Source organism: Sphingopyxis sp., from assembly GCF_019459305.1.
GTDB lineage: Bacteria > Pseudomonadota > Alphaproteobacteria > Sphingomonadales > Sphingomonadaceae > Sphingopyxis.
In genome coordinates, this window is record NZ_JAIBES010000126.1 from 1 (window position 1) to 23,006 (window position 23,006).

The following is a 23,006-nucleotide window of genomic DNA, read 5'->3' on the forward strand; positions in this document are numbered from 1 at the left end:
CCGCCGCCACCGCCGCCGCCCCAGCCACCGCCGCCCCATGACGATCCGCCGCTGCCGCCGCCCCAGTGATCGCCGCCCCAGATGATGATTGGCGCATCCCACGGACGCCCCTTGCGCCGCTTTTTGCCCCGCCGTCCCAGACGCGACAGCATTGGCAGGATGAAGAAAATGAAGATGATGAACCCGACAAAGAACAGTCCGCCGAAATTGCCATCGTCGGCACGCTCGCGCTCGTTCGCGGCGGCCGCTGCGGCGCGCGCCTGCGCTTCCTCGGGCGGCAGCTGGATCTGCTGCACGATTGCGTTGACCCCGGCCTGAATGCCGCCGGGATAGTCGTTCGCCTTGAACAGCGGCGTCACGGTATCGCGGATGATCCGTCCCGACAGCGCGTCGGTGAGCACGGGTTCGAGGCCGAGACCGACCGCAATGTGCATCCGCCTTTCGTTCGGCGCGATCAGGAAAACGACGCCATCGTCCTTCTCGGCATCGCCGATCGCCCATTCGCGGCCCAACTGATAGCCATAATCTGCCACGTCGCGGCCTTCGAGGTCGCTGACCGTCGCGACGACCAGCTGGTGGCCAGTCGTTTTCTCCAGTTCAAGGAGCTGCGCATTGAGCGCAGCTTCCTCCGCTCCCGGAATGATGTCCGCCTGGTCGACGACCGGGTTGCCCGCGAGTTTGGGGAAGGTCTGCGCGGTCGCGGGCAACGCCAGCAACAGCAATCCCGAAAGAGTCGCTGTTGCAAGGGGTCGCAGCAGGGCGGTCAGCGTCATCCTTACGTCCCGAAATCGACTTTCGGCGCCTGATTGGCATTCGGCGTGATCGCCTTGTACGGGGTCATCGGTTTCGCGCCATGGACGATCTTGGCGCCGATGATGTCGGGGAAGGTGCGGATCGTCGTGTTATAATCCTGCACCGCGCCATTATAGTCCTGTACCGAAACGTTGATGCGGTTTTCGGTGCCCTCCAGCTGGGTCATCAGATCGGCAAAACGCGCCTGGCTTTTCAGGTCGGGATAGGCTTCGACGGTGACGAGCAGGCGGCCGAGCGCGCTCGACACATTGCCCTGCGCCTGCTGGAACGCCTGCACCTTCGCGGGATCTTCCAGATCGTCGGTGCTGAGCTTGACTTGCGTTGCAGAGGCGCGCGCCTGGATCACGCCTTCCAGCGTCGATTGCTCGATCTGCGAGGCGCCCTTGGCCGTTTCGACGAGGTTGGGGATCAGGTCGGCGCGGCGCTGATACGCTGCCTCGACATTGGCCCATTTGGCTTTGGCGGCTTCTTCCTTGGTCGGGACGCTGTTGATACCGCAGGCGGACAGGCTCATCGCGGCGACGGGCAGGATCAACCAGCGGGCGGTACGAGTGGTCATGGTCAAAAACTCCCTCCGGCGGCGTTTTGCCGCAACAATACACTACATAGGATGTTGCTTGCCTTTGTGCAATCGGCGCGGCACCGTTGGCGCTCAGGATCAACCAGCCAGGGAGCAGCAACATGCTGGGTGAGTTCAGGGAATTTATCGCCAAGGGCAATGTCATGGATCTGGCGGTGGGTGTGATCATCGGCGGCGCCTTCGCCACGATCACCGGGTCGTTGACCGCCGATCTGATCATGCCATTCGTTGGGTGGATCTTTGGCGGGGTCGATTTTTCGAGCAAGTTCATCCTGCTCGGCAGCGTGCCCGACGGGGTTGCTGCGACCGACTATACCAAGCTGAAAGAAGCCGGCGTGGCGATGATCGGCTATGGCGCCTTTATCACCGCGGTCATTAATTTCCTGATCCTGGCGTTTGTGATCTTCCTGCTGGTGCGCTGGGTGAACAAGGTCATGCGCCGCGCGCCCGATGCGCCTGCGGGACCGACCGAGGTCGAGCTTCTGGCCGAAATCCGCGACGAGTTGCGCAAGAAATAGCCTCAATTCGTTCGTGTCGAGCGAAGTCGGGGCACCTGCCGCAGGTGCTCGGCCTCACGGCATCTCGACTTCGCTCGATGCAAACGGACAGTGAGGAACGGCTGCGCCCTTTCATTCGGCGGGCAGGCACCCTATATAGCTCAGGTCGGCTTCGGCCGACTATGGTGATAAATGGTGTCGTGAAATAGACACAGCGGACCCGGGGGCAGTACCCGGCGGCTCCACCACAAACCCGCCAATCCGCAAGGAAAAGCGGGCTTCTGAGGGGGCCGAACCAGGATCGACGTGTGTTCAAAGACGATATTTTTGCCCGGGCTGAGTAACCCGTTCAAGGCTCAAAACCAATAGGTGCTAACGATAACGAAGCACTCGCTCTGGCTGCCTAACCGATAAGCCTCACGGCCTAAGGTTAGACAAATAGAACGCGGTTCGGACCGAACCGGGCAACAGAATCGGAAACCAGCGGCTGGGGACGAGCCGGGCAACAGAATCGTCCCACCTTCCCCTTTCTCTTATCGTTGCACCCGCGAAGGGTTGTGTCCTAATGCGCACTTTCGCAATGCCGATGATCGCCAAGCGCCTCGATTACCCGGCAATCGGCGGCGACCCCGCCGCGGCAGCGCCCGACGATGCGCGTCAGTTCGTCGCGAAGCAGCGTCAGTTGCGCGATTTTCTCCTCGACCTGCGCCAGATGGCGGCTCGCGATGCGGTCTGCCTCACTGCAATCGCGCTCCGGATCGTCCGACAGGTCGAGCAGCGAGCGGATTTCCTCGATCGTGAACCCCAAGTCGCGCGAATGGCGCACGAAGGTCAGCCGCGCGCGGTGCGGATCGCCATAGCTGCGGTAATTGGCCGCGGTCCGATCGGGCTCTGGCAACAGCCCGATGCGCTCATAATAGCGGATAGTTTCGATATTGGTCCCGGTTGCCCGCGACAGCTCTCCGATTTTCATCACTTGACCCTGTAGTTGCTACAGGGTCCATATAGGGTCTCGACTCGCCGAACCAAGCAGGCTTTGCTGTGAAAGCCGGTTCGACGCAGGAAGGAGCCTCGCCTTGTCTGATCATTGCTGTGCCGGTGCCAGCGGCAAGACCGCGCTGAACGACCCGCGCTGGCGGCGCATCCTGTGGGCGGCGCTGCTGATTAACGCCGCGATGTTCGGGGTCGAGATCGTGGCCGGGGTCGCGGCGGACTCGCGCGCGCTGCAGGCCGATGCGCTCGATTTCCTGGGCGATGCCGCGAATTATGCGATCAGCCTGGGGGTCGCCGGGATGGCGCTCGCTTGGCGCGCCCGCGCCGCCATGGTCAAGGCGGTGACGATGCTCGCCTTTGGCCTGTGGGTGCTGGGTTCGGCGGTCTGGGGTTTCATCGACGGATCGGCGCCGCACGCCGAAACGATGGGATTGATCGGTGTGCTCGCGCTCGCCGCCAATGTCGCGGTCGCGCTGATGCTCTATCGCTATCGCACCGGCGACGCGAACATGCGGTCGGTATGGATCTGCTCGCGCAACGACGCGATCGGCAATGTCGCGGTGATGGGCGCCGCGCTCGGAGTGTTCGGCACCGGGCAAAGCTGGCCCGACCTTGTGGTAGCTGCAATCATGGCTACGCTCGCGATATGGGGCAGTATCGAGGTGTTCCGTCAGGCGCGCGGCGAACTGGCCGCGATCCCGGCGACGGGCCACTGACTGGCCACCCTGCGGGCGCGTTTCATATCAGATGCGAAAAGAGCTCCGCCGAAATTCGACGGAGCTCTTCCAGGTCGCACACACATCTGACTGGCGAGGACCCTCGCCCTGCCGTTCTGGGTCGCATCGAACGGCAGGAATTTTTACGAGCCCGATTCCTTCGACACCCGATCGCACCTGTCCGGAAACCAGGGTCGTGTGTCGAAGGAATGGCCCCCTTAGTCCTTGCAAACGGACCCTTATTTTGCACTGGTGTTGCGATCATCCCCCTTCAGGGGGGTGATCAACTTAAGATAGGTGCCAGCAACCGCATCAGACTGGCCTCGCTATCGACGCCGCATTTCGGATAAATTTGCTTGAGCTGCCCACGCAAGGTTTCGGGGGTAACCCCCCGTTCTGCTGCGATCGCCGAGCGCGTCCTGCCTTCGAACAGGCGAACAGCGATGTCGGACTCGGCGGGGCTGAGCCGGTAAAGTGCGGCCAGATAGGCCGCCACGCCGGCGCGGTCGCGCCGCGGGCCATTGGCAATCAGGATCGCATGCGGCAGCTTGCCCAGCGACCAGCTTCGGACCGGGAGACGAAAGCCTTCGATCATCAGCGGCGGCCGTCCTTCGGCGGTCGTGATCCGGGTCCGGATGTGATCCAGCCCGTCATCGGCGATCAGCGCCTGGACGGCCTGGCGCATCGTGAGGGGCGCGCCCGCGCCATCGAGCACCCGGCCCGAAAGCCGCACGTCGCCGGCATCGACCATGGTATCGGCCCCGATACTGTGCGCTAATACCTTGCCGCGGACGTCGATGATAAAGGCGCTGATCTGAATCGCGTCAAAGGCGCCCGCCAGCAGCTTGGCCTGTTCGCCCTCCAGCTTTTCTTGCAAACGCACCGCGCGCCGCGCTGCCGCTGCACCCTCGGCAAAGACTCGTCGCTGCGCTGGCGTCGTTCGGCCGTCGCTGCGATTGCGGAGCGTGGCCAGACCGACGACGCCAAAATTATCGATCACCAGATTGGTCTGACAGCCAAAAGGGATACCGATCTCTTCGCACCAGTCGACATAATCGGGCGACGCCAGGTCGGGGATCACCCGGTCATAATCATCTTCGTGCAGGACAGGATCGTAAAAGCCGCGCTCGACGTGGCGGTTCGACGCGGCAACCCGGAAATTATGGCTTTCCGTGGCCCAGCCGCTGGCTGCAAAAAAGTCAATCATTTCGGGACTGAAATTGGTGACGATGTTGAACGGGATTTCACGGGCACCGCCAACCCCGATCAGCTGACCATGCGTCGACCCGGTCCGGGTCGCGAGCGTATTGAGCGCCTCCAGCCACAGGTCGGGCTGCAGCGCCGCCTGCATGAATATATCGTCCCAATCCCGATCGATCCGCTGGCCCATCGCGTCTGCCGTCAATCCTAGTATGTCCTGAGTATTCGAACTTTCGCCCAACTTTATGACAAAAGCCATAAAATTAGCGTTAGTGAACTCTCGATGGACCGGGTTCGCACACACGATGGGGCTGGAGGTAGCAGTTCGCGAAAAGCGTTCTGGCTGAGATGCACGGGTCCGACGGTGGCTGCTGAGCCGACCCGGCCGCGCATAAGGTGGCCTTCATCGATGCAGTGCGCAGGCAGTGGGACCGGAATTGCCCCGATCAGCAACGCGAGGGACGAGGGGGGCCCCGCCAATCGATGCACGAACGGCTTTGGGGCGACTGACCTGGTGCCGGCTGTCAGACTCGAACTGACGACCTACCGCTTACAAGGCGGTTGCTCTACCAACTGAGCTAAGCCGGCGCGGAACGCCCCTTGCTTCAAATTATGCCAAAGGTCCAGCCTTCGGTGCGCGCGAGGGTGTCGGTTAGCGGCGATGGCGACCAAAGTGCTGCATCGCTGGCAAGCGCGCGCAGCCATGCCGCGGTGAGCAGGGCATCGCTGGCATGGTCGCTGATCGGACCTCTGAACCCGGCGAGTGGCGAACCGAATTCGGCGAGTGCCATATCCAGCACCGCGCCGTCGCGGATCTTGCTGCGCCCCACCGCGACCCCGGCGGCGCGCGCTGCGACGCCGGTATAGATTTCGACGAGCAGCGGGCCGGTCGCGGGGGTCGGATCGAGCGGCCATAGCGGCAGCCGCGGGTGCAAGCGGTGGAGCAGGCGCATTCCCGTCAGGCTCGCCTTGCCGACCTGTGCGGCGCCGATCAGGTTGAAATTGCTGACGCTCGCCGCCTGCTTTGTTGCGCGCTGATGCTTCTCGACGACCCGCAGCCGCCCCGTGCCGGGCGCGAACAGGTCGCCGACGTCGCCTTGCGCGTGGCGAAAATGCCGCCGTGCCTCGGGATGCGTCAGAAACCCGCCGATCTCGTAATGCGGGTCGGATGCCGTCAGCCGTTCGACCAGCGCCCACAGCGCGGGCAGGGTGTCCGGGCTCGCGTCCCATTCCGGAAAATAGGCGCCGCGATCGGCAAAGGCGAACGCGGCCGAAAAGTCGAAACCGATCAGCATGTCGGCGCCCGATGCCGCAACATCCTCTAACCACGTCAGGATTTCGGCGCGCGACCAGATATGGCCGGGACGGACCAGTTCGGGCGCGCCGGTGCCGCTCGCCACCGCCAGCGCAATCCCGCGCTGCCGCGACCCGCGGGCGCCCGACCAGTCGAGGGCAGCAAAGTAGGAGAAGCGGCGCATCCACGGCGTCTAGCGCCCCCAATCGGCTTGCACAAAGGGCGATGGCGTCCCACATGCACCCCATGCTGATCGAAACCGAATCAACGCCCAATCCCGCGACGCTCAAATTCCTGCCCGGCCAGGCGGTGATGGAGGCTGGAACCCGCGACTTTGCCAGCCCCGAAGAGGCCGAGGTATCGCCGCTCGCCAGCGCGCTATTCTCGCTCGGCGATGTGACGGGCGTATTCTTTGGCCGCGATTTCGTGTCGGTCACTTCGGCCCCTGGCGTCGGCTGGAGCGACCTCAAGCCCGACGTGCTCGGCATATTGATGGACCATTTCCTTGCCGGCGTTCCGCTGTTCAACGCCGCCAGCGCAGGCTTTGCCGTGCCGCCCGAGGATGAAGCCGGCTTTGCCGATGATCCCGCCGATGCCGATATCATCGAGCAGATCAAGGAACTGATCGAGACGCGCGTGCGGCCTGCAGTCGCCAACGACGGCGGCGACATCGTCTACCGCGGCTTCGACAAGGGCAATGTGTATCTGAAGATGCAGGGCGCTTGCGCTGGCTGTCCGTCGTCATCGGCGACGCTCAAGAACGGCATCGAATCGCTCTTGAAACATTATGTACCCGAGGTAACGGCGGTTCACGCCGTCTGACCTTTCACATTTCAGGAGAATACCCCGATGAGCGAGCCGCTATCCGACCGCGCCCTCGACCAGCTGTTTCGCACTGCGCGCACTTATAACGGCTATCTCGACCAGCCCGTTTCGGACGCGCAGCTGCACGCGATCTGGGAGCTGATGAAATTTGGTCCGACCAGCGCCAACTGCCTTCCGGCGCGGATCATCTGGTGCACCTCGGATACCGCCAAGCAAAAGCTCGCGGCGCTGGCGCTGCCCGCCAATGCCGAAAAGATCCTGACCGCGCCGGTCACTGCGATTATCGGCATGGACCTCGAATTCTACGAAAATCTGCCCGAACTCTTCCCGCATACCGACGCGCGCAGCTGGTTTGTCGGCAATGAGGAGCTGGCGAAGACGACGGCGTTTCGCAACTCCAGCCTGCAGGGCGCCTATTTTATCCTCGCGGCGCGCGCGCTCGGCCTCGACACCGGCGCGATGTCGGGCTTCAACAATGCGGCGGTCGACGAAGCCTTTTTTGCCGACCAGCCGAGCGTGAAGAGCAATTTCATTTCGACCCTCGGTTATGGCGATCCATCGACGATTTTCGAGCGCAGCCCGCGCCCGGACTTCGGTCGTTTCAATCGTATCGCCTGAGCCGGACACTCTCAACTTCATGCGCCAGTTGGTGATCGATTCGGCGAGCGAGGCCTGTTCGGTGGCGCTGCTGGAGGGCGCGACCCTCGTCGACTATCGCCACGAGGTGATTGGTCGCGGTCACGCCGAGCGGCTGGTTCCGCTGATCGCTGAACTCGTCGACGGCGGCAAAGCCGACGCGATCGTCGTCGGCTGCGGACCGGGCAGTTTTGCCGGGGTTCGTATTGGCGTAGCCGCGGCGCGCGGACTGGCTTTGGGCTGGCAGGTCCCGGTGCAGGGGTTTTCGACTCTCTCGCTAGTCGCCGCCAGCGCTGCCGACGCAATTGCAGCGGCGGGCGGAGCGCTCGTCGTGATGGAAGGCGGGCACGGCCAATGGTTTGTCCAGCCGTTCGCCGCCGACCTGTCGCCGCGCGCCGATCTCCGCTCGCTGCTGCCCGATGACGCGGCCACGCTGATCGACGAACTGGTCGTCGGCAACCGCGCAGAACAATTTGTTGCGCGCCGTGGGAGCGGCCGCGCGCTGGCAACGCTGCCCGATGCGCGCGCGTTCGTGCACCTGCCGCCAGCCGCGCTGCTCGACCAGCCCAGCCCGATCTATGGCCGCGCGCCCGACGCCAAGCCGATGGCGCCGGCATGACGGGCAACATCCGCCTCGCCACCGCGCGCGTCGCCGATCTGGCCGCGGTGATGCGCGTGATGGATGCCGCCTTCGAGTCGGCCTATGGCGAAGCGTGGAGCGGGGCGCAGCTGCTCACCCTGTTCGCCTTGCCCTCGGCGCGCGTTTGCATTGCATGGGATGGCGACCAGCCATGCGGCTTTTCGGCGGCGCGGATCGCCGGACCCGAAAGCGAACTCTTGCTGCTCGCGGTCGACCCGGACTGGCGCGGACGTGGGATCGGCAAGTTGTTGATGCAGGACTGGCAGGCATGGGCAATGGCGCAAGGTGCCGATGAGTATTTTCTGGAAATGCGCGCCGACAATGACGCGGTTCATCTGTATTCGCGCGCCGGATTTTCGGAAGTGGGTCGGCGTGCGGCCTATTATCGCGGCCAGGACGGCAAGATGCGTGATGCAATTACCATGCGGCGAACGCAATCGGTAGCAGGTGGCAACTGATCGGTTGTTGCGCAATCGCTTGCAAAGTGGCAACATTGTAAGTGGCGCAACAAGAATTCCAATGTTCGCTGTCCAGCTTCTGGGTCAAAACAATAAGGAATAGTCTCATGTCCGACCAAGCCGATACCAACGAGATGCTTGTTACACTGACTGCCGACATTGTCGCGGCGCACGTCAGCAATAACAGCGTTGCGATTTCCGATCTTTCTTTGCTCATCAACAATGTCCACGCCGCCCTGACGGGTCTCGGCTCCGCGCCGGTCGTTGAGGAAAAGCTGGTCCCTGCGGTCTCGATCCGCGCCTCGGTCAAACCCGACTTCATCACCTGCCTGGAAGATGGCAAAAAGCTGAAGATGCTGCGCCGTCACTTGATGACGCATTATGGCATGACCCCCGACGACTATCGGACCAAATGGGGCCTGCCCGCCGACTATCCGATGGTCGCGCCTAACTACGCCGAACGGCGCCGGGCGCTGGCGAAGGAAATCGGGCTTGGCACCAAGGGCCGTGGCGGCGGACGCAAGCGCAAGGCCAAAGTCTGACCCGTTGCGATTGATCGCCCGCAAAGGCAGGGAGCGGCCGTGTCGCGGGGCGCCGCCCTTGTCCTCTCGTCGGGGTGACCCTATACAGTCAGGATAAGAAAGACGCGGCTGCATCTTGCAGGAAAGGCCAGCATGTCAGGTACCATCGATCTTGAAGCTCTGTGCCACGAAAAGGGGCTGCGCATCACCGAGCAGCGCCGCATCATCGCGCGCGTCATCTCGGATTCCGAGGATCATCCCGACGTCGAGACGCTGTACGAGCGCGCGTCAAAGGTCGACAGCGGCATTTCGATCGCCACCGTCTATCGCACCGTGCGCCTGTTCGAAGAGGCGGGCATTCTCGATCGCCACGATTTCGGCGACGGCCGCTCGCGCTACGAAGCCGCGCCCGAGGCGCATCACGACCATCTGATCGACGTCGAAACGGGCAAGGTGATCGAATTTGTCGATCCCGAACTCGAAGCGTTGCAAAAGGTGATCGCCGAACGGCTGGGCTTCCGCCTCGTTGATCATCGCATGGAGCTTTATGGTGTCGCCCTCGATCGCAAGCGCGACTGATCGCGCCGCGATCACCTGGCGGACGGTCGCTCGCCTGACCCTGATGGTGCTGGCGCTCCTGTTTCTGATCGTCCCGCACCTTCTCTACCGCGCCGTCGGTCGGCCGTCGCCGATGGTCATGGCATTCCTCAACGCCGCGGGATGGATCGTCGGCCTGCGTATCCGCACCACCGGCACTCGGCTCCGCCGCGACGTCCTGTTCGTGTCGAACCATGTCAGCTGGCTCGATATATTGGCGCTCGGCGGTGCCGCGCGTTCGGCGTTCGTGTCAAAGGCGGAAGTGAAAATAACCCCCGTCGTTGGCTGGCTCGCCGATCAGAACAGTACCATCTACGTCCAGCGCGAAGCGAAGCGCGACATCCACAATCAGGCGAATAGCCTGCGCGACGCCCTCGCGCGTGGGCGTCCCGTGACGCTGTTCCCCGAGGGGACGACCGGACCCGGTGACGGCCTGTTGCCGTTCCGCGCTTCGCTGTTCCAGGCGATCATCCCGACCCCGCCCAATCTGCAGGTGCAGCCGGTGCTCCTCGATTATGGTCCGGAGGCGAACGACATCGCATGGCTCGATCCCGAATCGGGGCTCGACAATTTTAGGCGCCTGCTCGCGCGGAAGCGGCCAATCCCGCTCACCATCCATTATCTGGACCCGTTGCCCGACGAAGCTGAGCGCGATCGCAAGGCGATCAACGAGGCGGCGCGTACCGCTATCGCTGGCAAAATTGCGGCGACTGCGCGGCCTTCCGCCGCGCCGCTGCATCGCCTATAGCGCGCCGATGAAATCCGACTCCCCACCAAATTCTGCCAAGACCTTCCACGTCAAATCCTTCGGTTGCCAGATGAACGTCTATGATGGCGAGCGCATGGCCGAAATGCTGGGCGCCGAAGGTTATGTTGCTGCCGCTGACGGGGCCGACGCCGACCTCGTCGTGCTCAACACCTGCCACATCCGCGAGAAAGCCGCCGAAAAAGTCTATTCGGACATCGGCCGCTTGAAGCGCGCAGACGGCAGTCGCCCAACGATCGCCGTCGCGGGCTGCGTCGCTCAGGCCGAGGGCGCCGAAATCGCCCGCCGCGCCCCCACCGTAGACGTCGTCGTTGGCCCGCAGGCGTACCACCGGCTGCCCGACCTGCTCGCCCGTGCCGCGCGCGGCGAGAAAGCGGTCGATCTCGACATGCCCGCCGCCAGCAAGTTCGGCGCGTTGCCAAAACGCGGTGCAGGCCAGCGCCCGACCGCCTTCCTGACGGTGCAGGAAGGGTGCGACAAATTCTGCACCTATTGCGTCGTTCCCTACACCCGTGGCGCCGAGATCAGTCGGCCGTTCGCCGACCTGATCGCCGAAGCGCGCGCGCTTGTCGCAGGCGGTGCGCGCGAGATCACCTTGCTCGGCCAGAACGTCAACGCCTGGGACGGCGAAGACGCCAAGGGCAGGGCGATCGGCCTCGACGGACTGATCCGCGAATTGGCGCGCGAAGACGGGCTGGAGCGCATCCGCTACACCACCAGTCACCCCAACGACATGACCGATGGGCTGATCGCGGCGCATGGCGAGGTCGACAAGCTGATGCCCTTTCTCCACCTGCCGGTGCAGGCGGGCAGCGACCGTATCCTCGCGGCGATGAACCGCAGCCATAGTAGCGAAAGTTATCTGCGCGTCATCGAACGCGTCCGTGCGGTGCGCCCCGACATCGCGATCTCGGGCGATTTCATCGTCGGCTTCCCCGGCGAGAGTGAGGCCGATTTTCAGGCGACGCTCGATCTGATTCACCAGACGGGCTACGCCATGGCGTACAGCTTCAAATATTCGCGCCGCCCCGGCACTCCCGCGGCGACGATGGACGACCAGATTTCCGAGGAGGTTATGAACGACCGCCTCCAGCGCTTGCAGGCGCTGCTCAACGAACAGCAGCAGGCGTTTAATGAAGCGAGCGTCGGCAGCACGACACGGCTGCTCCTCGAACGCAAAGGCAAGCTCGACGGGCAGCTGATCGGCAAGACGCCGTGGCTCCAGTCGGCGCATGTGATCGCCCCCGGCCTCGCGATCGGCGACATGATCAACGTGCGGATCGTATCGGCCGGAGCGAACAGCGTTGCCGCCGCAGCACTGACGGAAGAAGTCGCCTAGTGCGACGGGCTGAAGCTGTCGCCACGAAGACACACTCGGCAGCCTTCCGTCGAATTCCGAAACTATCGGTGATGGACTCCCGCCTTCGCGCGAGTACACAGGATGAACCTTAACCTGGGAGCCTTGCCCATATGTCCAAACGCCCGCTGACCGCCTCGACCCCCGCCGAACCCGGCGACCGCGTCCGACTGACCGCGGAATTTGAGCGAACGCAGCTGTTGGGCATTTTGTTTGGCGAGTTCGACCGAAATCTGGTCGGCATCGAAAACCGTCTCGGCGTCTATATTTCGGCGCGCGGCAACCGGGTGCAGATCGAGGGTGAAGCGGAAGCCGCGGCGCGCGCCCGCGACGTGCTCGTCGATCTCTACAACCGCATCGAACAGGGGCAGGAGGTCGACGCCGGGATGGTCGACGGGGTGATCGCGATGTCGGCGCAACCGACGCTTGCCGGCATCATCCGCCACGACAAGGAAGAAGCGCCGACGGTGATGATCCGCACGCGCAAAAAGACGATCGTGCCGCGCGCCCCGTCGCAGGTTCCTTACATGAAGGCGCTGGCGCGCGACGACGTGATCTTCGCGCTCGGCCCGGCGGGGACGGGCAAGACCTATCTCGCGGTCGCGCAAGCAGTGGCGCAGCTGATCACCGGCAGCGTCCAGCGCCTGATCCTGTCGCGCCCCGCGGTCGAAGCAGGCGAAAAGCTCGGCTTCCTGCCCGGTGACATGAAGGAAAAGGTCGATCCGTACCTGCGCCCGCTCTACGACGCGCTCCACGACTGCCTGCCCGCCGAACAGGTTGAGCGCCGCATCGCGAGCGGTGAGATCGAAATCGCGCCGCTCGCCTTCATGCGCGGGCGGACGCTCGCCGACGCCTTCATCATCCTCGACGAGGCGCAAAACACGACGATCCCGCAAATGAAGATGTTCCTGACCCGCTTCGGCATGAACAGCCGCATGGTCGTGTGCGGGGACCCCAAACAGGTCGATCTGCCGATCCCCGCCAGCTCGGGCCTTGCCGACGCGGTCAGCCGACTGGAAGGCGTCGAGGGCATCAACGTCAGCTATTTCACCAGCGCCGACGTTGTGCGCCACCCGATCGTCGGACGGATCGTCGACGCCTATGAGGGGCCAGGGGCTTAACTCCTAAAACCCTCCCTTTCGCGCAGCGATAGGGAAGGGGACCGTTCGCGAAACGAATGGTGGAGGGGCGCGACGTTTGTGCCGTCGCTCCTCCGTCCGCCCCCGGAGAGGGAGGGGCGGTGCTATTTCGACCGCGCCCCGTCGATGCTCCAGATGCCTGCTCCGCGCGTCGCGATGAACAGGAAGATGAAGCAGTAAAGCGCGATCGTCTCGCCGCCATTGGCGATCGGGAAGGGGCTTTGCATCCCGTGCGCGACCCAATAGCCGACCGCCGACATGCCGCTGGCGATGAACGCCGCGGGGCGGGTGAACAGCCCGATGGCGATCAGTGCGCCCGCGATCAGCTCGATCGCGCCCGCGGCTTGCAGCATCGGAGTCAACGGATAGGGAAAGGCGGCGGGGAAGTTGAAGAATTTCTGCACCCCATGCGCCATGAACAACAGACCCGCGACGATGCGAAGCAGCGCATAGGCCTGTTCGCCGAAACCATCGAGAAACTTCATGATTGGACCCCTCCTCATCATTGTCGAGGTGGGCAAGCTAACGGATTTTCACGCCCGTGCGAAATTTTTTCGCGCGCCATGTCACACCCGCCGACCCTGTCTCGTCATGTCGGTACAAACCAACCAATGGAGACAGATTATGACCGTCGTAACCGACCCCTTCGCCGCCGCGCCGCAGCTGATGAAACAGTGGATGGGCGTCAGCCTTGCGGTACAGGACAGCCTGGAGCCGAGCCTGATCGAACTGGTGAAAATTCGAGCCTCGATCCTCAACGCCTGCGCCAACTGCATCAACATGCACACCGCCGAAGCGCGCGCCAAGGGCGAAACCGAACAGCGCATCTACCTGCTCGCCGCCTGGCACGAAGCGCCCGTCTATACGCCGCGCGAACGCGCTGCGCTGGCGTGGACCGACGCCTTGACCCGCCTGTCCGAAGGCCACACACAACAGGCGGCGAAAGACGGGCTCGAGGCGCATTTCACGGCGGAGGAACAGGTGAAGCTGACGCTGATGATCAACATCATCAATGGCTGGAACCGCATCGCGGTCGGCTTCGGCTTGTGGCTTGAGCAGCCGGCGGCCAAGGCGGCCTGATGACCCGACCGGGTTCCCACGACGCGGCGGACGCGGCGGTCAGTTTCGACCCGCTGCGCCCGCTGCTCACCCGCGTTGCCTACCGCATGCTTGGCTCGGTCGCCGATGCCGAGGATATGGTGCAGGATGCCTTCATCCGCTGGCTCGGCACTGACCGCGCCGCGGTACGCGAGCCCGCGGCGTTCCTGCGCCGGACGGTAACGCGGCTTTGCCTCGACCAGATCAAATCGGCGCGCCGCAGCCGCGAGACCTATGTCGGTCCTTGGCTCCCCGATCCGCTGGTCGAGGAGGAGGAGACCGACGATGTCACGCTGCCGCTGATGCTCGCGCTTGAACGCCTGTCGCCGCTCGAACGCGCTGCATTCCTGCTCCACGATGTCTTCGGCGTCGAATTCGACGAAGTGGCAAAGACGATCGACCGCGACCCCGCTGCAACGCGGCAGCTCGCCGCGCGCGCCCGCACTCACGTCCGCGATGCCCGTCCGCGCTACAAGCTTGAGAAGGAGCAGGGGCTCCAGATCGCCAACGCTTTTTTCGCTGCTTCGCGCAGCGGCGACATGGCCGCGCTTGGCGCGCTGCTCGCCGCCGATGTTTGCATGTGGGCCGACGGCGGCGGCAAGCGGCCCGCCGTGACCGAGCCGGTGTTCGGTTACGACATCGTGCTCAAGCTGCACCGCAGCCTGGCGGTGCTCTTTGGCAAATATGGCTCGACGCTGGTCCACGCCGGGACGATCAACGGCCTGCCGGGCTTCGTCACCCGCGAGGCTGACGGCAAGCTGCAAACCACTGCGCTTGAGATTGAGGACGGCAAGGTCGTCGGCATCTATGTGATGCGCAACCCTGACAAGCTTGGGCATGTGCATTGAGGATGATGGGCGGCAAGCGGTTATGGCGGTCAGCAATCCTCACTCCCCGTTCCGGGGAGGATCGGCCGCATCCGCTCCCCACTGCAAAGCAACCCTAACCGGAACCGGAAAAAACGCTGTCCTACATTCCCGTGCCGCGGTAGCGGATAGGTATGACCTTCAACGATCATCCAGCAGGCGCGCGCGCCGCCCGGAAAACCGGAATTGCGAGTGAAGTTACGCAGTTTTCCGCCGTTTTCCTTGCGCGAGATATTGCATGCTAAGCGTCGAAACCCATGAAGCCGCCCCTTGGCCCGACGCGCTCGATTGGGAAGAGCGCGCCGCGGAAGCCGTCGCCGCCGCCCTCGCGCTGACGCCCTTTGCGTCGCTTGCCCAGGCGGCCCCGTTGGTCGAGGTCGCGGTGCGGCTGACCGACGACGCCGAGGTGCAAACGCTCAACCGCGATTTCCGCGGCAAGGACAAGCCCACGAACGTGCTGTCCTTTCCGCAAGTGCAGGACGATCTCCTCGAAGGTCTCGCCAACAGCGACGATGGTGAAATCCTGCTCGGCGACATCGTGCTGGCGCGCGAAACCTGCGCGCGCGAGGCCGAAGGAAAAGCAATTTCGATCGCCGACCATGCGACGCATCTGATCGTCCATGGCACGCTGCATCTGGTGGGTTATGATCATGGCGACGACGCCAGCGCTGGGGCAATGGAGGCATTGGAAGTGAAAGCGCTTGCATCGCTGGGCATCGCCAATCCATATGCGGATCAGGATTAACTGAGGAACCACGACAAATATGCCCGACGACCAGGGGTCTTCGAACCGATCGGAAGAGGACAGTAGGTCCGGCCTTTGGGCCGGGCTTCGGACATTGCTGTTCGGCGGCGACAAGGAACCGTCGCTGCGCGAGCAGATCGAAGAGGTCATCGACGAGGCCGAGGAAGAGGGTCACGACCGGCGCGGCAGCAATATCGTGGGCGATATGTCGCCGATTGAGCGCAAGATGCTGCGCAACCTGCTCCATTTCGGCGAACAGACGGTCGACGATGTCGCGGTGCCGCGCGCCGACATCATCGCGATCCCCGAAAGCGCGAGTTTCGACGAAATCGTGGCGCAATTCGCCGAGGCGGGGCACAGCCGTCTGCCGGTGTATCGCGGGAACCTCGACGAAGTTGTCGGCATGATTCACGTCAAGGACGTGTTCGCGGTGCTGGCCGAGGGGCGCCCGCCGCCGCCGCTGCTCGATCTGATCCGCCAGCCGCTCTACGTCCCGCAGTCGATGGGGGTGCTCGACCTGCTGGCGGAAATGCGCGCCAAGCGCACCCATCTGGCGATCGTCATCGACGAATATTCGGGTACCGAAGGACTGCTGACGATCGAGGATCTGGTCGAGGAAATTGTCGGCGAGATCGAGGACGAGCATGACGACGAGCCCACCGCGCTGTTCACGCCCGGCGACGACGGCTGCTGGAACGCCGACGCGCGCGCCGAGCTGGACGATATCGGTGAAGCGATCGACCCGCGGCTTGCCGAGATTGACGAAGATGTCGACACGCTGGGCGGTCTTGCCGCGGTGCTGGCGGGGCACGTCCCTGAGGTTGGCGAGATATTGCTCCACCCCAGCGGCTGGCGGATCGAGGTGACCGAGGCCGACGAGCGCCGCGTCCATCGCCTGCGCCTGCACCCGCCGGTTGAGGTCGACCTGGAAGCGCCGTCCGAAACCGGCGACTAAACCGCTACTTAATCGTCGACGTTGACCACATTATATTTCAGCGCTTCTTTCCGCGTCAGACAACGGCGCGTCGAACGGTCGCTGTCCGTCGCGACGGCTTTCTGCCGATACATGATGTCGGACAGCAGATCGCGCGAGACGTCGAGCCGGATGAGCAGGTCATTGTCCTCGGTCGCCATCAGCGCTGCTTCGCGCTCGACGTCGCTGATCAGCTCGGTGGTCGATTCGGTACCTAGCGCGACGCTCGACTGGATCGCGTCCTTGTCGCCGGTCATCGTGAACATATGGACCATGAAATGGCCGCCGGGATCGATCGTCCGCGCGCGGCCGCCCATGAAAACGAAATTGCACGCGCTGAAACAGGTCCATCCCGACGGAATGCGCGTGATCATCTGGCGCTCTTTGCTGAATTTGCGGATCAGCAAGCCCGCGGCATTGCCGGCGCGCGCGTCGCCGCCGGGCGAACGGATCCAGATTTCGCTGATCGACGGATTGTCGGTCAGCACTTTTTCGAGCCGTGCGGGAAGCTCGCTGTCGACGCGGCCTTCGGCGAGCAGCACCGTTTCGCCGCTGCGCTTGAACGGCGTCAGCACCATCGTCTTGTAATCGGACCAATTGGGTTTGGCGGGGCAGGTCGGGTTGTCGGGGTCCATGCCCGGCGGCGTCGCCGCGGTGCATGCCAGCATCGCGGCGATTGCGGTGACCGATTTGATCCAGCTGCGCATGCAACCCCTCCCAATTCAACCCTGACTCTAGTCCACCGCCGGCGCCAGAACAATAACGGTCGCTGGCGCTTGGGGGTATGACCGGCGTCACTGACCAAGCTTGTGGGGACGAATATTGAGGCGTAGCCTTTGAAGTACAGGGGCAGGGGATTTGGGATGCGAATGAAGTTGCGACATCAAACGGTGCTCGTCGCCATCGGCGCCATATTGGTGTCCAGCGGCGCCGCCGCCGCGTGGCAGGGTGCACCGGGCGAGGGCGACAAAGCCTACGTCCCGCCCGTGGTCGCCGAACCGCCGCTGCCCGCCCTGCCACCACGACCGACGCTCGATACCGATAGCTATCCGCCTTGCCGCGAGGATTATCGCAAGATGAAAGAGCCATTCGACCAAGCTGAGGCCATCAACCGCTGCACCGTGGCGATCGACGCCTATTATCGCGAAAAGATGCTCCCCTATCGGCAGGCGATGATCGCCTATCAGGACGTTTTGTCGTCGCTCTATTCGACCCAGGTTGGCGCCAACAAACGCTATTCGGCGGACACCCAGTATCGCTTTTTCCAGACCGTGATGGCCGAACACGCCGCGTCCAATCCCGAAGGGGCCAATCTTGCCGCCTATCGCGGCATCGAGGCGCAATATCAGACCGACCGCGCCTATCTTGCCGACCGTTTCTGTTTCAACACGGGGTGCAATGGCTACCCAGCTCCCGCCGCAGTTGCAACGGCCGACAGCGTCGACAAGCCTGGGAAGAAGGGCGACGAGACGAAGCGCGCTGACGGCGCCAACCCCGACGCCAAATGCAAGCGCGCCCGCAAACGAGGCGGCGCGCTCGGCGGGCTGATCGGCGGCGTTGCGGGAAGCGCGGCAGGGCTGAAAGGCATCGGCACCGCGGTGTCGGGCCTGTTTGGCGCAGTGCTCGTTTCCGAGATCGCGTGCCAGCTCGACGAAAAGGAACAGAAGGTCGCCGCTGAGGCGACTATCGCGGTGACCAAGAAGGAAGAGGTCGGTGCCACCGCCAAATGGACCAGCCCGACCCGCGAAGGGGTGGCGGGTTCGTCGACGATTACCGCGCTTAACACCGAACCCAATGGCAGCAGGTGCCTGTCGATCACGGACATCGCGATCGTCGAGGGCGAGGAAACGCGGGTGGCAAAGCGGATGTGCCGACAGAAACCGGGCGAACCGTACAGCATCATGGCCTGACGGCGGCGTTGCGTTTGCGCGGTGAGAGGGTTAGCGCAGACGCGATGGACGTCTCCGACCTGCGCATCGCCCTGTTCAGCGGCAATTACAATATGACCGTCGATGGCGCGAACAAGGCACTCAACCGCCTTGTCGGCTATCTGCTCGCGCATGGCGCCGCGGTGCGCGTTTATTCGCCGACCGTCGCCAACCCCGATTTCGAGCCGACGGGCGATCTGGTGAGCGTACCCTCCTTTGCGATCCCTGGCCGCAGCGAATATCGCATCCCGGTGACCTTCTCGTCGCGCGTGCGGCAGGACATCGCCGCCTTCGCGCCGAACGTCCTCCACATCTCCAGCCCCGACCGCGTTTCGCGGCAGGTGGCAGCGTGGGCACGGCGACGCCGCATACCGGTGGCCTGTTCGGTCCACACACGCTTCGAGACTTATTTTCGTTACTATAACCTGTCGTTCCTCGAACCGTTGATGGTTGCCTGGCTTCGTAAGCTGTATCGCAGATGTGACGCGCTGATCGCACCGTCGGAAAGTTTCGCGCAGGTGCTGCGCGACCAGCGGATGAATTACGATATCGGGATCTGGACCCGCGGCGTCGAGCAGGGGATCTTCAACCCGGGGCGCCGCGACATCGCGTGGCGCCAGTCGCTTGGCATCGAAGACGACGTTCCCGCTATCGCCTTCCTTGGTCGGCTGGTGATGGAGAAGGGGCTGGATGTGTTCGCCGACTCCATCGACGTGCTTGCACGGCGCGGAGTGCCCCACAAGGTCGTCGTGATCGGTGAGGGACCGGCAGGCGAATGGTTCGAATCGCGCCTGCCAAACGCCAGTTTTATCGGGTTTCAGGGCGGCGAAGATCTGGCGCATGCGCTGGCGTCGTGCGACATTTTCTTCAACCCGTCGGTCACTGAAACTTTTGGCAATGTGACACTTGAAGCGATGGCGTGCGGACTGCCCGTCGTCGCGGCGCGCGCCACCGGCAGCGCCAGCATCGTCAAGCACGGCCGGACGGGGTTTCTTGTGTCGCCGGGGTCGATCACCGGCTTTGCCGATCATCTGCAGCGCTATTGCCGAGACATTCCGCTCCGCGCCGACCATGGCGCGGCGGCGGTGATCGAAAGCGGCGCCTATCAATGGGATGCGATCAACCAGGCGGTCGCCGACACCTACCTGCGCCTGATCCGCCAGAAACAGCGGCGCGGGGGCTAGGGCCATCGTGGCTGGGGATCTGTTCGGCGGCGACGCACCGGCCCTGCGGGAAGGCCCGGCGACCGGCCCGGTGCCGCTTGCCGAGCGCCTCCGCCCACGCACGCTGGCCGACGTCGTCGGGCAGGAGCATCTGACCGGGCCCGAAGGCACGATCGGCCGCATGGTTGCTGCGGGGCAATTGTCTTCGATCATTCTGTGGGGGCCGCCGGGTACGGGCAAGACGACGATCGCGCGGTTGCTCGCCGAAGCGGTAGGAATGCGCTTTTCGGCGCTGTCCGCGGTGTTCTCGGGCGTCGCCGACTTGCGAACGGCTTTTGCCGACGCCGAAAAAATGGCCGCGGCGGGCAAGCGGACCTTGTTGTTCGTCGACGAGATTCACCGTTTCAATCGCGCGCAACAGGATGGCTTCCTGCCCTATGTTGAGCGCGGGACGGTGGTGCTCGTCGGCGCGACGACCGAGAATCCCAGCTTTGCGCTGAACGCGGCGCTCTTGTCGCGGGCGCAGGTGCTGGTCCTGAGCCGGCTCGGCGAAGATGCGCTGGCGCAACTGGTCGCGCGTGCCGAGGCCGACATTGGTCGCAGCCTGCCGGTTACCGACGATGCCCGGGCGGCGTTGGTTGCAAGCGCCGACGGCGACGGTCGTTTCCTGCTCAACCAGGTCGAGACGCTGTTCGCGGCCGCGATAGGAGACCCGCTCGACCCCGCCGAGCTCGCGCAGTTTCTGCACCGCCGGATGCCGGTCTATGACAAGGACCGCGACGGTCATTACAATCTGATTTCGGCGCTGCACAAGGCGCTGCGCGGCTCTGATCCGCAGGCTTCGCTCTATTATATGGCGCGGATGCTCGTCGCGGGCGAGGAGCCGCTCTATGTGCTGCGGCGGCTGGTGCGGTTTGCGAGCGAGGATATTGGTCTCGCCGATCCGCAGGCGCTGGTGCAATGTCTCGCCGCCAAGGATGCCTATCAGTTTCTCGGCTCACCCGAAGGTGAACTGGCGATCGTTCAGGCTTGCCTCTACCTCGCCACCGCACCCAAATCGAATTCAGCTTATGCGGCGCAGAAGGCGGCGTTCGCATCCGCCCGCGACACCGGATCGCTCGCGCCGCCCGCAAATATCCTCAACGCCCCGACCAAGCTGATGAAGGATCTCGGGTATGGCGCCGGCTATGAATATGATCATGATGCGGAGGGCGGCTTTTCAGGCGCCGATTATTGGCCCGAGGGGATGGGCGCACAAACCTACTACCAGCCGACCGATCGCGGGTTCGAAAAGCGGATCGCCGAACGCATCGCTTGGTGGGACGAACAGCGCAAGACACGGGGCGGGAAATGATGAGGGTGCGCATGAAGGATGTCCTGACGCAGCGTCGGTTGGTGCTAGCCATCACACTTGGGGTGATGGCGCTCCCGGTGCAGGCAGCCGATGCCAATGCCGACCTCAACCGGGCTTGGGCGGCGGGCTACCGCGCAGCGCTCACCTGCTCATCGCTGTGGAACGGTGCCGGAAAATCGCTCGACGCGATCGAACGCGACGAGCTAACCGGCATTTATCCTGAGATCGAGAGCGATGTCCGCGCGCTGAAAGCCGATGTCGGTGAGACCGCCAAACAGGTGCGGGTGCGCTACCGCGACGACATGCCGCCGCGCGTGGCGCAATGGACCGGCGGCGAAGGCTGCGTCACGCTACCGATTGGGGCGTCGCCGCCACCGGTCGGCGACATCGCTCCGCGACCGAACCTCGACGGCCAGTCATGGCCACTGGGCGACGAGGGCGCGCGCTGGCCGACCACAAGGGGATATGGCAAGTTCCAGCGGGCGACGGTGGCGATCGAGGACTTCGGCGGGCGCACCAGTTCGTTGCTGATCGTCAAGGACGGCCGGATTTCGGTAGAAAGCTATTGGGGTGGACATAACATGCACACCGCTCAGCGGACCTTCTCGGTCGCCAAGTCTATGGCGGCGACGCTGATCGGGCATGCGGTCCACCGCGGTCAGATCGACGTCACGTCGCCCGCGGCAATCGCCGAATGGCAGCGCCCCGGCGATCCGCGCGCCGCGATCACCACCGAACAATTGATGCGAATGGCGAGCGGGCTGACCAGCGACACGGCGGGCAATCGCACCGATGCGATTTACATGGGCGGCGCGTCGGTGCGTCAGTGGACCGTGCAATGGCCGCTGCTGAACCCGCCAGGTACCCGCTATCGCTATGCCAACAACGACACGCTGCTCGCGGTACTTTCGCTCAAGGCGGCGCAGGCGAAGGCGGACGGGGTGCTCAACCCCAGCGCTTTCTTCGACCGGATCGGCATGGCGCGCACCTTTGTCGAACATGACAAGGACGGCGACTATATCCTGTCGAGCCAGGTATGGACGACCGCGCGCGACCTTGCCCGGCTCGGGCTGCTATATCAAAATGATGGTCTGTGGGACGGCCAGCGGCTGTTGCCCGCCCTCTGGCGTAGCTTCGTGACCACCCCGAGCGGACCACAGCCTGCCGGGATGTTCGGCTATGGCGCGGGCTTTTGGTTGCTCAACAAAACCGACGGCGTCCCTGCCGACGCGTTCGGAGCCTTTGGCAATCGCGGCCAATATCTGATCGTCATCCCGTCGCGCCAATTGGTAATTGTCCGCCAAGGCTATGACGACGACAAGAACCGGCTCGACATCGCGGCCTTGGTCAAAGCAATCGTCGCGGCGGACAGCGCCGACTGACCCTATTCGAATGGCGGATAGCGCTCGAACGTGGGCAGACTGTCCAGCTTTTCCATCCACCCGATACGCTCAGCGGTCTGAATCTGCACTTGTGCGGGAATAAGACTCGGGTCGTCGAGCGTCGCCGACTGGACGTCGATCTGACCCGGAAAAATCACTTCGCTAGTATAGAACAGCCCGGTGCCGCACTCGCCGCAGAAATGGCGTCGGCCATGTTCGGACGACGCGTAGACTTTGGGCGTGCCGGTGATTTCGATCTCGTTCTGCCCGACCAGCGCCCACCCGACCATCGGCGCACCCGCATGGCGGCGGCAATCGCTGCAATAGCACAGCGCATGATGCTGCACCGCGGTTGACATCGAATATCGGATCGCACCGCAATGGCACTGGCCGGTAGCGCGGGGGGCCGAATCGTTCATGCTTGTTCTCCCTATTCCAATGGAAGAACATAACATAAACATCGTT

General features: G+C 63.7%; 27 protein-coding genes, 1 tRNA gene and 1 other RNA gene. 20 read left to right on the forward strand and 9 right to left on the reverse strand.

All coding sequences use genetic code 11. The features are described from left to right. Nucleotides 1-773, reverse strand: a 773-nt coding sequence (locus K0M74_RS14635) for a YgcG family protein (protein WP_293973916.1), incomplete at its 3' end; no start/stop codon positions are given. A 2-nt stretch (nucleotides 774-775) separates the two neighbouring features. Next, entirely contained in the window at nucleotides 776-1,372 is a 597-nt protein-coding gene (locus K0M74_RS14640; protein ID WP_293973919.1) for a LemA family protein, read from the reverse strand. A gap of 122 nt (nucleotides 1,373-1,494) precedes the next feature. Between K0M74_RS14640 and mscL the strand changes: the two genes are divergently transcribed. Both mscL and ssrA read left to right on the forward strand, forming a co-directional pair. After that, nucleotides 1,495-1,911, forward strand: a complete 417-nt coding sequence (gene mscL, locus K0M74_RS14645) for a large conductance mechanosensitive channel protein MscL (protein WP_293973922.1) — start codon at nucleotides 1,495-1,497, stop codon at nucleotides 1,909-1,911. A 105-nt stretch (nucleotides 1,912-2,016) separates the two neighbouring features. After that, nucleotides 2,017-2,372: a transfer-messenger RNA gene (ssrA, locus tag K0M74_RS14650) on the forward strand. Between the two features lie 80 nt (nucleotides 2,373-2,452). Here ssrA and K0M74_RS14655 read toward each other — a convergent pair. After that, the gene (locus tag K0M74_RS14655) at nucleotides 2,453-2,863 is read right to left on the reverse strand and encodes a helix-turn-helix domain-containing protein (protein WP_088439231.1); all 411 of its coding nucleotides are present in this window, start codon (nucleotides 2,861-2,863) and stop codon (nucleotides 2,453-2,455) included. Between the two features lie 103 nt (nucleotides 2,864-2,966). Here K0M74_RS14655 and K0M74_RS14660 point away from each other — a divergent pair, with 103 nt between their 5' ends. After that, a complete protein-coding gene (locus tag K0M74_RS14660) occupies nucleotides 2,967-3,599 on the forward strand; it encodes a cation transporter (protein ID WP_293973927.1) in 633 nt (210 codons plus the stop codon). A gap of 283 nt (nucleotides 3,600-3,882) precedes the next feature. On the opposite strand, the gene K0M74_RS14665 is transcribed toward K0M74_RS14660, so the two are convergent. From K0M74_RS14665 to K0M74_RS14675, 3 genes are all read right to left on the reverse strand, one after another. Then, nucleotides 3,883-5,004: a hypothetical protein gene (locus K0M74_RS14665; protein ID WP_293973930.1), complete on the reverse strand. Its 1,122-nt coding sequence runs from the start codon at nucleotides 5,002-5,004 to the stop codon at nucleotides 3,883-3,885. 307 nt (nucleotides 5,005-5,311) lie between these two features. Beyond that, nucleotides 5,312-5,387 (reverse strand) — tRNA-Thr (locus K0M74_RS14670). Nucleotides 5,388-5,404: 17 nt separating this feature from the next. After that, nucleotides 5,405-6,277, reverse strand: a complete 873-nt coding sequence (locus tag K0M74_RS14675; RefSeq protein ID WP_293973933.1) for a hypothetical protein — start codon at nucleotides 6,275-6,277, stop codon at nucleotides 5,405-5,407. A 62-nt stretch (nucleotides 6,278-6,339) separates the two neighbouring features. Here K0M74_RS14675 and K0M74_RS14680 point away from each other — a divergent pair, with 62 nt between their 5' ends. The 9 genes from K0M74_RS14680 (at nucleotide 6,340) to K0M74_RS14720 (ending at nucleotide 13,014) form a co-directional block, all read left to right on the forward strand. Continuing rightward, nucleotides 6,340-6,915: a NifU family protein gene (locus K0M74_RS14680; protein ID WP_293973936.1), complete on the forward strand. Its 576-nt coding sequence runs from the start codon at nucleotides 6,340-6,342 to the stop codon at nucleotides 6,913-6,915. A gap of 27 nt (nucleotides 6,916-6,942) precedes the next feature. Beyond that, on the forward strand, nucleotides 6,943-7,536 hold the full coding sequence (locus K0M74_RS14685; RefSeq protein ID WP_293973939.1) for a malonic semialdehyde reductase: 594 nt from the start codon (nucleotides 6,943-6,945) through the stop codon (nucleotides 7,534-7,536). A gap of 19 nt (nucleotides 7,537-7,555) precedes the next feature. Then, nucleotides 7,556-8,173 carry a tRNA (adenosine(37)-N6)-threonylcarbamoyltransferase complex dimerization subunit type 1 TsaB gene (tsaB, locus tag K0M74_RS14690; protein ID WP_293973942.1) on the forward strand — a complete coding sequence of 206 codons (618 nt, stop codon included), beginning with the start codon at nucleotides 7,556-7,558 and terminating at the stop codon, nucleotides 8,171-8,173. Continuing rightward, nucleotides 8,170-8,652, forward strand: a complete 483-nt coding sequence (locus tag K0M74_RS14695; protein WP_293973944.1) for a GNAT family N-acetyltransferase — start codon at nucleotides 8,170-8,172, stop codon at nucleotides 8,650-8,652. The genes tsaB and K0M74_RS14695 overlap by 4 nt, the downstream gene beginning before the upstream one ends. 107 nt (nucleotides 8,653-8,759) lie before the next feature. Then, on the forward strand, nucleotides 8,760-9,194 hold the full coding sequence (locus K0M74_RS14700; protein ID WP_293973947.1) for a MucR family transcriptional regulator: 435 nt from the start codon (nucleotides 8,760-8,762) through the stop codon (nucleotides 9,192-9,194). Nucleotides 9,195-9,326: 132 nt separating this feature from the next. Beyond that, entirely contained in the window at nucleotides 9,327-9,752 is a 426-nt protein-coding gene (locus tag K0M74_RS14705; RefSeq protein WP_077147848.1) for a Fur family transcriptional regulator, read from the forward strand. Continuing rightward, on the forward strand, nucleotides 9,721-10,518 hold the full coding sequence (locus K0M74_RS14710; protein WP_293973953.1) for a 1-acyl-sn-glycerol-3-phosphate acyltransferase: 798 nt from the start codon (nucleotides 9,721-9,723) through the stop codon (nucleotides 10,516-10,518). Before K0M74_RS14705 ends, K0M74_RS14710 begins: the two co-directional genes overlap by 32 nt. 7 nt (nucleotides 10,519-10,525) lie before the next feature. Beyond that, the gene (gene miaB, locus K0M74_RS14715) at nucleotides 10,526-11,875 is read left to right on the forward strand and encodes a tRNA (N6-isopentenyl adenosine(37)-C2)-methylthiotransferase MiaB (RefSeq protein ID WP_293973956.1); all 1,350 of its coding nucleotides are present in this window, start codon (nucleotides 10,526-10,528) and stop codon (nucleotides 11,873-11,875) included. Nucleotides 11,876-12,006: 131 nt separating this feature from the next. Continuing rightward, nucleotides 12,007-13,014 carry a PhoH family protein gene (locus K0M74_RS14720; protein WP_293973959.1) on the forward strand — a complete coding sequence of 336 codons (1,008 nt, stop codon included), beginning with the start codon at nucleotides 12,007-12,009 and terminating at the stop codon, nucleotides 13,012-13,014. Nucleotides 13,015-13,136: 122 nt separating this feature from the next. On the opposite strand, the gene K0M74_RS14725 is transcribed toward K0M74_RS14720, so the two are convergent. Beyond that, on the reverse strand, nucleotides 13,137-13,517 hold the full coding sequence (locus K0M74_RS14725) for a DoxX family protein (protein ID WP_293973962.1): 381 nt from the start codon (nucleotides 13,515-13,517) through the stop codon (nucleotides 13,137-13,139). Nucleotides 13,518-13,656: 139 nt separating this feature from the next. Here K0M74_RS14725 and K0M74_RS14730 point away from each other — a divergent pair, with 139 nt between their 5' ends. From K0M74_RS14730 to K0M74_RS14745, 4 genes are all read left to right on the forward strand, one after another. Then, nucleotides 13,657-14,112, forward strand: a complete 456-nt coding sequence (locus tag K0M74_RS14730) for a carboxymuconolactone decarboxylase family protein (RefSeq protein ID WP_293973965.1) — start codon at nucleotides 13,657-13,659, stop codon at nucleotides 14,110-14,112. Then, on the forward strand, nucleotides 14,112-14,978 hold the full coding sequence (locus tag K0M74_RS14735; RefSeq protein ID WP_293973968.1) for a sigma-70 family RNA polymerase sigma factor: 867 nt from the start codon (nucleotides 14,112-14,114) through the stop codon (nucleotides 14,976-14,978). Before K0M74_RS14730 ends, K0M74_RS14735 begins: the two co-directional genes overlap by 1 nt. A 256-nt stretch (nucleotides 14,979-15,234) precedes the next feature. Further along, the gene (ybeY, locus tag K0M74_RS14740) at nucleotides 15,235-15,741 is read left to right on the forward strand and encodes an rRNA maturation RNase YbeY (RefSeq protein WP_293973971.1); all 507 of its coding nucleotides are present in this window, start codon (nucleotides 15,235-15,237) and stop codon (nucleotides 15,739-15,741) included. 19 nt (nucleotides 15,742-15,760) lie between these two features. Next, nucleotides 15,761-16,696, forward strand: coding sequence for a hemolysin family protein (locus K0M74_RS14745; RefSeq protein WP_293973974.1), 936 nt, complete (start codon nucleotides 15,761-15,763; stop codon nucleotides 16,694-16,696). Between the two features lie 8 nt (nucleotides 16,697-16,704). Here K0M74_RS14745 and K0M74_RS14750 read toward each other — a convergent pair whose 3' ends face one another. Then, on the reverse strand, nucleotides 16,705-17,421 hold the full coding sequence (locus K0M74_RS14750) for a hypothetical protein (RefSeq protein ID WP_293973977.1): 717 nt from the start codon (nucleotides 17,419-17,421) through the stop codon (nucleotides 16,705-16,707). A 162-nt stretch (nucleotides 17,422-17,583) separates the two neighbouring features. On the opposite strand from K0M74_RS14750, the gene K0M74_RS14755 reads away from it, so the two are divergent. The 4 genes from K0M74_RS14755 to K0M74_RS14770 are packed head-to-tail and all read left to right on the forward strand — an operon-like array spanning nucleotide 17,584 to nucleotide 22,541. Next, nucleotides 17,584-18,624, forward strand: coding sequence for a hypothetical protein (locus tag K0M74_RS14755; protein WP_293973980.1), 1,041 nt, complete (start codon nucleotides 17,584-17,586; stop codon nucleotides 18,622-18,624). A 44-nt stretch (nucleotides 18,625-18,668) separates the two neighbouring features. Next, entirely contained in the window at nucleotides 18,669-19,826 is a 1,158-nt protein-coding gene (locus tag K0M74_RS14760; protein ID WP_293973982.1) for a glycosyltransferase family 1 protein, read from the forward strand. Between the two features lie 19 nt (nucleotides 19,827-19,845). Continuing rightward, nucleotides 19,846-21,159 carry a replication-associated recombination protein A gene (locus K0M74_RS14765; protein WP_293974019.1) on the forward strand — a complete coding sequence of 438 codons (1,314 nt, stop codon included), beginning with the start codon at nucleotides 19,846-19,848 and terminating at the stop codon, nucleotides 21,157-21,159. Continuing rightward, nucleotides 21,156-22,541 (forward strand): serine hydrolase, encoded by a 1,386-nt coding sequence (locus K0M74_RS14770; RefSeq protein WP_293973985.1) that lies wholly within the window; start codon nucleotides 21,156-21,158, stop codon nucleotides 22,539-22,541. Before K0M74_RS14765 ends, K0M74_RS14770 begins: the two co-directional genes overlap by 4 nt. A 2-nt stretch (nucleotides 22,542-22,543) precedes the next feature. On the opposite strand, the gene K0M74_RS14775 is transcribed toward K0M74_RS14770, so the two are convergent. Next, nucleotides 22,544-22,960, reverse strand: a complete 417-nt coding sequence (locus K0M74_RS14775) for a GFA family protein (protein ID WP_293973988.1) — start codon at nucleotides 22,958-22,960, stop codon at nucleotides 22,544-22,546. Nucleotides 22,961-23,006: the final 46 nt, after the last annotated feature.